We start from the raw sequence: 2,550 nt of genomic DNA on the forward strand, positions 1-2,550 counted from the left end.
CGGGCCGCCTCGGCCGCCGCCCGTTCAGCCCTCTCGACGGCGGCGTCGCGGTCGGCGCGGAGGAGGCCCACCTCGGCCTCGAGGCGCTTGAGCGCTGAGGTCACCTGCTCGCGGTCGAAGCCCCTGCGGACCACCGCGAACGGGCCGGCGCCCGTGGTGGGCATCTGTGTGCTCGACATGACCCCACCCTAGCGGGGCCGCCAGCCCGGGGTACTAGTGCGATCCGGTGGCCGGCTCGACCAGTTCGAGCAGGACGCCGCCCGCGTCCTTGGGGTGGATGAAGTTGATCCGCGAACCCGCTGTCCCGTTCTTCGGCGCGGGGTACAGCACCCGCACCCCCCGCCCGGTGAGGTGGGACGTGATCGCGTCGATGTCGGTCACCCGGACCGCCATCTGCTGGATTCCCGGTCCGTTGCGGTCGAGGTACTTGGCGATGGTCGAGGTGTCGTCCAGAGGTGCGAGCACCTGCAGCAGCGCACCGCCCTCCGGTCGTCCCGGCGATCCGAGCATGGCCTCGCGCACGCCCTGCTCTTCGTTGACCTCCTCGTGGAGGTTCTCCAACCCGAGATTGTCGCGGTACCAGGTGACGGCGGCATCGAAGTCGGGGACGGCCACCCCGACGTGATCGATCGCCACGACGAGCTCGGAGGGCAGTAGGGGCTGGTCGGCTGGGGTAGAGGTCATGGGGACCACGGTAGTCGGTGAGTGGAGACGGTAGTTTGGCGTGTACACGTTCAGCCCCTCGAATGGAAGGTCCGCAATGCCCGCCGACTCCACCCGCACCGTCATCGTCTCCGGGGCCCGCACCCCGTTCGGCCGCCTCCAGGGCGGGCTGTCCTCGCTCTCGGCCCCGGAGCTCGGTGGCATCGCGATCAGCGCCGCCCTCGAGCGGGGCGGTGTCTCCCCGGACGCCGTCGACCAGGTGATCATGGGACAGGTGCTCTCCGCAGGAAACGGTCAGATGCCCGCTCGTCAGGCTTCGCTCGCCGCGGGCATCCCCAAGCGGGTCGACGCGCTGAGCATCAACAAGATGTGTCTGTCCGGACTGACCGCGATCGCGCTCGCCGATCAGGCGATCCGCTCCGGGTACTCCGAGGTGGTCGTGGCCGGGGGCCAGGAGTCGATGTCGCAGGCACCGCATCTGCTGCCCAAGAGCCGCGCCGGCTACAAGTACGGGTCGATCGAGGTCCTCGACCACATGGCCTACGACGGCCTGCACGACGTTCCGACCGACCAGCCGATGGGCGCCCTCACCGAGGCGCGCAACGTCGAGCTAGAGATCACCCGCGAGCACCAGGACGAGTTCGCCGCGACCTCCCATCAGCGTGCCGCCGCCGCCGCGGAGGCCGGCCGCTTCGCGGACGAGATCGTGCCGGTGACGGTCAAGGGCCGTAAGGGCGACACCGTCGTGGAGACCGACGAAGGGGTCCGTCCGGAGTCGACCGCGGAGTCGATGGGCAAGCTCCGCCCGGCGTTCTCGAAGGACGGGACCATCACCGCGGGATCCTCGTCGCAGATCTCCGACGGCGCCTCGGCGGTCATCGTGACCACGGCCGCGCGCGCGGAGGCCGAGGGGTGGCCGGTCCTCGCCGAGATCGTCGGGTACGGCACCGTCGCGGGCCCGGACTCGACCCTGCAGCACCAGCCGGCGGACGCGGTACTGGACGCGTGCAGGCGGGCGGACGTCGACGTGAAGGACATCGACCTGTTCGAGTTCAACGAGGCCTTCGCCTCGGTCGGACTGCACTCGACCCGCATGCTCGACCTGAGCCCCGACCAGGTGAACGTGAACGGTGGTGCCATCTCGATCGGTCACCCGATCGGCGTGTCGGGCAACCGCGTCGTCCTGACCCTCGCGCTCGAGCTCGCCCGCCGTGGTGGTGGCCTCGGGGCGGCCGCGCTGTGCGGTGGTGGTGGGCAGGGTGACGCTCTGTTGATCCGCGTGCCCGCGACCAGCTGACCCCCGATCGGACCGGCCGTGGCAGGATCGAAGGCGTGACGAGACCAGGTAACCGACCCCCGTCCGCGTCCGAGCAGAAGCTCGCGGCCTCCCTCGCCGGCGCCGTCGACCTGTCGGGGCTGAAGAAGCGGGCGGAGGCGAAGCGCGACCCCGTCGCCGCCGCCCGCACGTCCGGTGGGGGCACGGGGCCGGTGACCCTGGTCGAGGTCGACGAGGCGACCTTCGAGCAGGAGGTGTTGGTCCGGTCGACCCAGGTCCCCGTGATCGTCGAACTCATGTCCCGCCGGGCACCCACGGTACTGACCAGCCTGCTGTCCTCGCTGGCCGAGGAGGGGGGCGGTCAGTGGGTGCACGCGGTCGTCGACGTGGACTCCTCCCCGGGGATCGCCCAGGCGTTCCAGGCGCGGGCGGTCCCGACCGTCGTCGCCGTCGCGGCGGGGCGGCCGCTGGCGGATTTCGAGGGGGAGCAGCCCGAGGACGCCCTGCGTCAGTGGATCGCGGCAGTCCTCCAGGCCACGGAGGGAAAGCTCAGCGGAGTGCCCGGGTCCGCGGACACCGGGGAGCCGGACGATCCGGCCGACCCCGAACGC

At 71.3% G+C, this 2,550-nt stretch carries 3 protein-coding genes; 2 read left to right on the forward strand and 1 reads right to left on the reverse strand.

Going from position 1 to position 2,550, the window contains the following annotated elements; all coding sequences use genetic code 11:
* Positions 1-213: 213 nt before the first annotated feature.
* Positions 214-684 (reverse strand): methylmalonyl-CoA epimerase, encoded by a 471-nt coding sequence (gene mce / locus G6019_RS09620; RefSeq protein WP_182613711.1) that lies wholly within the window; start codon positions 682-684, stop codon positions 214-216.
* A gap of 76 nt (positions 685-760) precedes the next feature.
* On the opposite strand from mce, the gene G6019_RS09625 reads away from it, so the two are divergent.
* Together G6019_RS09625 and G6019_RS17275 are read left to right on the forward strand one after the other, a co-directional pair.
* Complete coding sequence (locus tag G6019_RS09625; RefSeq protein WP_107756712.1) at positions 761-1,960, forward strand: acetyl-CoA C-acetyltransferase; 1,200 nt, start codon at positions 761-763, stop codon at positions 1,958-1,960.
* A 35-nt stretch (positions 1,961-1,995) separates the two neighbouring features.
* Positions 1,996-2,550: thioredoxin domain-containing protein (locus G6019_RS17275; RefSeq protein WP_309230202.1), on the forward strand; the 555-nt coding region annotated here is incomplete at its 3' end.

It is taken from the genome of Dietzia sp. DQ12-76 (assembly GCF_014145045.1).
Classification (GTDB): Bacteria; Actinomycetota; Actinomycetes; order Mycobacteriales; family Mycobacteriaceae; genus Dietzia.